1 protein-coding gene is annotated in these 370 nt (G+C 54.6%); it reads left to right on the forward strand.

Annotated features, from left to right (window positions below):
• Positions 1–93: 93 nt before the first annotated feature.
• Positions 94–370: hypothetical protein (locus ACXIUA_RS00335; RefSeq protein ID WP_457975871.1), on the forward strand; the 277-nt coding region annotated here is incomplete at its 3' end.

Raw genomic sequence — 370 nt, forward strand, 5'->3', positions numbered from 1 at the left:
GTATTCCACCGTACCGGGGGTAACTATCCCGGTGCGGGCGTGTATCTACAGGATACAAAACCAAGTACCCCAGACTAGAGAGGTTTGACAAGCATGTTCGACACTATACAACTAGCGGTTGGTGCGTTCGAGCCAGCCATCACTGTCCACCGCAACCACGATCAGGGCACCGCCTGGGCGGTCTATGAGTTCTACCCGTTCAGTAACGATGGTGTACTTTACAACGTCGCGCTAGAGGAGGATGTCCGAGCATCGCTTAAAGGCTTGGTACTGGACGTAGCGCTAGAAGACTACACGGCGGAAGAATGGCCTGTTGTGGAGGTCGCTGTTCGCGTGCGAGACATTGACCCCACGATGGACGATGAAGAAC

This window comes from Corynebacterium sp. UMB8791 (genome assembly GCF_054166365.1).